The 4,893-nt window shown below is 70.8% G+C and carries 8 protein-coding genes; 3 read left to right on the forward strand and 5 right to left on the reverse strand.

The genetic code is table 11. From position 1 onward, the window contains the following. Positions 1–199 (reverse strand): biotin/lipoyl-binding carrier protein (locus tag VFO68_RS04255; RefSeq protein WP_325156814.1); only part of this gene is annotated, 199 nt, incomplete at its 3' end. 132 nt (positions 200–331) lie between these two features. On the opposite strand from VFO68_RS04255, the gene VFO68_RS34220 reads away from it, so the two are divergent. After that, positions 332–406: a 50S ribosomal protein bL37 gene (locus tag VFO68_RS34220; RefSeq protein WP_414635456.1), complete on the forward strand. Its 75-nt coding sequence runs from the start codon at positions 332–334 to the stop codon at positions 404–406. A gap of 98 nt (positions 407–504) precedes the next feature. Here VFO68_RS34220 and rsrA read toward each other — a convergent pair whose 3' ends face one another. Together rsrA and VFO68_RS04265 are read right to left on the reverse strand one after the other, a co-directional pair. After that, positions 505–819, reverse strand: coding sequence for a mycothiol system anti-sigma-R factor (gene rsrA / locus VFO68_RS04260; RefSeq protein ID WP_325156815.1), 315 nt, complete (start codon positions 817–819; stop codon positions 505–507). Next, positions 816–1,412 carry a sigma-70 family RNA polymerase sigma factor gene (locus tag VFO68_RS04265; RefSeq protein WP_325156820.1) on the reverse strand — a complete coding sequence of 199 codons (597 nt, stop codon included), beginning with the start codon at positions 1,410–1,412 and terminating at the stop codon, positions 816–818. Before VFO68_RS04265 ends, rsrA begins: the two co-directional genes overlap by 4 nt. A gap of 193 nt (positions 1,413–1,605) precedes the next feature. On the opposite strand from VFO68_RS04265, the gene ybaK reads away from it, so the two are divergent. Next, positions 1,606–2,088 (forward strand): Cys-tRNA(Pro) deacylase, encoded by a 483-nt coding sequence (gene ybaK, locus VFO68_RS04270; RefSeq protein WP_325156816.1) that lies wholly within the window; start codon positions 1,606–1,608, stop codon positions 2,086–2,088. Between the two features lie 15 nt (positions 2,089–2,103). Here ybaK and VFO68_RS04275 read toward each other — a convergent pair whose 3' ends face one another. Together VFO68_RS04275 and VFO68_RS04280 are read right to left on the reverse strand one after the other, a co-directional pair. Then, complete coding sequence (locus VFO68_RS04275; protein ID WP_325156817.1) at positions 2,104–2,715, reverse strand: alpha/beta family hydrolase; 612 nt, start codon at positions 2,713–2,715, stop codon at positions 2,104–2,106. After that, complete coding sequence (locus tag VFO68_RS04280; RefSeq protein ID WP_325156818.1) at positions 2,712–3,488, reverse strand: SOS response-associated peptidase; 777 nt, start codon at positions 3,486–3,488, stop codon at positions 2,712–2,714. The genes VFO68_RS04275 and VFO68_RS04280 overlap by 4 nt, the downstream gene beginning before the upstream one ends. Before the next feature lie 77 nt (positions 3,489–3,565). Here VFO68_RS04280 and aroA point away from each other — a divergent pair, with 77 nt between their 5' ends. Then, positions 3,566–4,825, forward strand: coding sequence for a 3-phosphoshikimate 1-carboxyvinyltransferase (gene aroA, locus VFO68_RS04285; protein ID WP_325156819.1), 1,260 nt, complete (start codon positions 3,566–3,568; stop codon positions 4,823–4,825). Positions 4,826–4,893 lie beyond the last annotated feature (68 nt).

Below are 4,893 nucleotides of genomic sequence, written 5' to 3' on the forward strand. Positions count from 1 at the left end.
CGATGAGGTCGTGCTCCTGCACCACGTCGCCCTTCTTCACGGCGATCTTGGTGAGCCTGCCCGCGTACTCGGTGAGCACCGGGATCTCCATCTTCATCGACTCCAGGATGACCACGGTGTCACCCTCGGCCACATCCTGACCCTCGTGGCCGACCACCTCGAGCACGTTGGCCACTATCTCGGCGTGGATCTCCGCCATCGAGCGCTCCTCCTCACCGCCGCGGCGACTTCAGGATCATCCAACCACGCGTGGGTGCGAGCCAGCCGACAAGAGCTACGTGCCAAAATTGTTCGGCACAGACCGTGCCAGGAGCACCGAGGAGACCGGACGATGTCGAAGCGCGCTCGCAAGCGCCGGGACCGCAAGAAGAGCTCGGCCAACCACGGCAAGCGGCCGCACAGCTGACCTGCGGGTTGGGGCGCGCACACGCGTCCCAACCTTTCATTCGAGCCGGCCAGCAGGCCATGCGGCTTGGTCTCCCGGGTCACCCACCGGAACCCCAGCTAGTCCTCGCTGACCTCGACGGTCACGCTGGTGGCCTCGACGGTCACGGCGCCGCCGTGTTCCAGCACCGTCTTCCTGATCTTGGCGCGGAGCCGCTCCTTCAGCCCGTCCGGGGCGTGCTCGCCGCCGCACTTGCTCGCCAGCAGCACCTTCAGGTGCTCGTCCAGGCCGTACCGCTCCAGGCAGGGGCTGCACTCGTCGAGATGCTTCTCCAGTAGCTCGCGGCGGGCCTGGTTGCACTCGTGGTCGAGAAACAGCCAGACCTCGGCCAGCACCTCGGAGCAGTCGGTCTCATGGGGCTTACCACAGCTCACGACCCGGCCACCTCTCGCTCGGCCGAGCGCAGGAACCCACGCTCTCGCGCCACATCTGACAGCAGGTCTCGCAGCATCCGCCGGCCGCGGTGCAGGCGGGACATCACGGTGCCGATCGGCGTGCCCATGATCTCGGCGATCTCCTTGTAGGCGAAGCCTTCGACATCGGCAAGGTACACCGCCAGCCGGAACTCCTCGGGGAGCTGCTGCAGGGCTTCCTTGACGTCGGTGTCCGGCAGCCGGTCCATCGCCTCAAGTTCGGCCGAGCGCAGTCCGGTCGAGGTGTGGCTCTCGGCCTGCGCCAGCTGCCAGTCGGTGATCTCCTCGGTGGGCTGCTGGATGGGCTGGCGCTGCCGCCGGCGGTACCCGTTGATGTAGGTGTTGGTGAGAATCCGGTACAGCCACGCCTTGAGGTTGGTGCCGGCGCGGAACGACTCGAACGCCGCGTAGGCCTTGAGGTAGGTCTCCTGGACGAGGTCCTCGGCGTCGGGCGGGTTGCGGGTCATCCGCAACGCGGCGGAGTACAGCTGGTCGAGCAGCGGCATGGCATCGCGCTCGAACCGCTCGGCGCGTTCCGCCGGGCTCTCGGGCATCACGTCGGCCTGGGTATCGGTGCTCGGCACCCGGCTCCCTTCCAGCGACAGTTCCATGCTCGAACACGCATGGGATCTCTTCGAGTTTACGCGGCGGGGCCGGGCGGCCGGCGGGTGCGGGCGGGAAGGCAGCGTGATCGGCACGCCGGACGCAACGCTGCCCGATCCCGTGCCATTCCCTAGGGTTACCCGCATGGCAGGCAGGGCGACGCCCGCGACCGCGCTGCTGACCAGGCAGAAGGTCGCCCACACGGTGCACGAGTACGACCACGACCCGCGGCACGCCTCCTACGGCCTGGAGGCGGCGCAGGCGCTCGGGGTGCCGCCGGAACGGGTGTTCAAGACGCTGCTGGCCGAGGTGGACCGCTCGCTGGTGGTCGGAATCGTTCCGGTTGCCGCGCAGCTCGATCTCAAGGCACTGGCCACCGCGGTGGGCGGCAAGCGGGCCAGGATGGCCGAGATCGGCGCCGCCGAGCGGGCGACCGGGTACGTGGCCGGCGGGATCTCCCCGCTCGGGCAGCGCAAGCGGCTGCGCACCGTGCTGGACGACTCGGCGTCGGCGCTGGACACCCTGTACTGCTCGGCCGGCAGGCGCGGCCTGGAGGTGGAGTTGGCCCCGGCCGACCTCACCCGCCTGCTCGACGCCACGCTCGCGCCCATCGCTGTGTTCGACTAGCGGCCCCGCGCCCGCTCAGTCCAACGGCCGCAGGATGCGGTCCAGCCATTCCTCGACGGTCCGGGCGATGCCGCTGGCGTCGCGCTTGAGCGAGTGGTCGCCGGGGAAGAACACGATCTCACGGTGGTGGGCGGTTTCCGGGCGGCCGAACGGGTCGTTCTCGCCCTGCACCACCAGGGTCGGCACCTGCACCGCGTCCAGCTCCGGCTGCCGGGACTTGTCCGGCCGGCCCGGCGGATGCACCGGAAAGGCCAGGCACACCACCGCGACCGCCTGGCCGTCGGCCGAGGTGCGGCAGGCCACCCGGGCCCCCGAGGACCGTCCGCCGAACACCAGCGGCAGGTCGGCGAAGAACTCCTTGGCCAGCGCCTCGGCGACGGTGAGCCAGGCGGCGTCGAGCTGTGCGGCCGGGGCCGGCGCCCGCCGGCCGGCCACCCGGTAGGGCTGCTCGACCAGTGCCACGTGCACTCCGGCCGCCCGGGCCCCCCGGGCCGCGGCGACCAGGTCCGGGGCGCCGATCCCGCCCCCCGCACCGTGCCCGAGCAGCAGCGCCGCCCGGGGCTCGGGAACGCAGTGCAACTCGGCGCGGGCCGGGCCGTATGCGGTCTCGATCGCGGTGCTGGTCATCGGCGCGACGAGTCGTCCACGTCGAACAGCGCGGGATCATCGAGATCCGGCGCCGGCTCGTAGCGGGCCAGCAGTTCCGGACCGTTGTTGCGCACGCTGTTCACCGCGCTCGACACCGGGCGAAGCTCGAGTGCCGACACCAGTTCCAGCGACGGCGAGGTGAGCAGATCCTCGACGTCCTCCCGGTCGGGGTCGAGCCAGTCCGCCCACGACTCGCGGGGCAGCATCAGCGGCATCCGGTTGTGGATGTCGCTGAGCTGGCCGAGGGCGTCGGTGGTCAGCACCGTGTAGGTGACCAGCGGCTCGGCCTCCTCGTCGGCCTTGTCCCGCCAGGTGGACCACAGCCCGGCGAACGCGATGCTCGCGCCGTTCGTGGTGGTCATGAAGTACGGCTGTTTGGTCCCGCCGTCCTTGCGCCATTCGTACCAGCCGTCCGCCGGCACCAGACAGCGCCGCTTGGCCAGCGAGGACTTGAACGCCGGCTTGCTGGCCACGCTCTCCACCCGGGCGTTGATCATCTTGGCGCCGATCGACTTGTCCTTGGCCCAGAACGGCACCAGGCCCCAGCGCATCACCCGCAGGCTGCGCACCGTGCGGTCCGGATCCGGGTTGCCCTCCTCGTCGCGGGGATGCCGCTGGACGACGGTGACCTCCTCCTTGGTCGGAGCGACGTTGTAGTCGGCCCGTGGTTGGTAGGAGTCGGTCTCGTCAACCGCGTCGAACTCCGCCGCCAGCGTCGCCGGGTCCTTCGTCGCCGCATAACGTCCACACAACTGCGACCACCTCCGTGAGCGATCGTGACATGTCCCACCGACACAAGCGAGCCGGCAATGCGGGATCATCTACAACCATGACGCATTGGTCGGCACCCATGGCGACGGCACCGGTCCGGGCGACGGTATCCGTCCCCGGATCGAAGTCGATCACCAACCGGGCCGTGCTGCTGGCCGCGTTGAGCGGAGCCGACACCGTCGTGCGCGGGGTGCCGGCCAGCCGTGACTCGACCCTGATGCTGGACGCGCTGGCCGCCCTCGGCGTGCCGGTGACGGTGGCCGGCGAGGTGGCGCGTTTCGGGGCGCACGAAGGGTTTCGCGGCCCGGCGTCGATCGACTGCGGCCTGGCAGGAACCGTCATGCGGTTCGTCCCGCCGGCCGCCGCCCTCGCCGACGGGCAGATCCGGTTCGACGGTGACCCCCGGGCCCGCGAGCGTCCCATGGGGACGGTGCTGGAAGCGTTGCGCGCCTTGGGAGTTCGCATCGACGGCGACGCCCTGCCGCTCACCGTGCACGGCACGGGCGCGGTCGAGGGCGGCGAGGTGACCATCGACGCGTCGCAGTCCTCGCAGTTCGTCTCCGGCCTGCTGCTCTCCGGCGCGCACTACCGGCGCGGGGTGACCGTGCGGCACGCCGGAAAACCGGTGCCGTCGTTGCCGCACATCGAGATGACCGTGGCCATGCTCCGTGAGGCAGGGGTCGCGGTGGACGACAGCACACCGAACACCTGGCAGGTGGCGCCCGGCCGGATCTCCGCCCGGGACTGGGTCGTCGAGCCGGATCTGTCCAACGCCACGCCGTTCCTCGCCGCCGCGGCGGCCACCGGCGGCACGGTGACCGTGCCCGGCTGGCCGCACCGGACCACCCAGGCGGGTGATGCGATCCGTTCGATTCTCCACTCGATGGGTTGCACGGTAACGCTTTCCGATGACGGGCTGACCGTCACCGGGCCGCCCGAACTGTCCGGAGTGGACCTTGACCTGCACGATGTCGGTGAGCTGACACCGACCGTCGCCGCGCTGGCCGCGCTGGCCGAGGGGCCGTCGGTGTTGCGCGGCATCGCCCACCTGCGCGGGCACGAGACCGACCGGCTGGCCGCACTGGCGACCGAGCTCAACGGGCTCGGCGGCGCGGTCACCGAGACGGCGGACGGCCTGGAGATCACGCCAGCCGGTCTGCACGGCGGTCTGTGGCACGCCTACGCCGACCACCGGATCGCCACCGCGGGCGCGATCGTCGGCCTGGTGGTGCCGGACGTCCTGGTCGACGACATCGCCACCACCGCGAAAACCATGCCCGACTTCCCTGGTATGTGGGCAGGAATGCTGGGGACGTGACGGGCCGGGCTCGGCGCGAAGACTGGCGCAGGCTGGACGAGGCGGACGTCCGGGTCCGCCCCGGGCGG

This window comes from Actinophytocola sp., from assembly GCF_035712165.1.
Taxonomy (GTDB): domain Bacteria; phylum Actinomycetota; class Actinomycetes; order Mycobacteriales; family Pseudonocardiaceae; genus DASYTH01.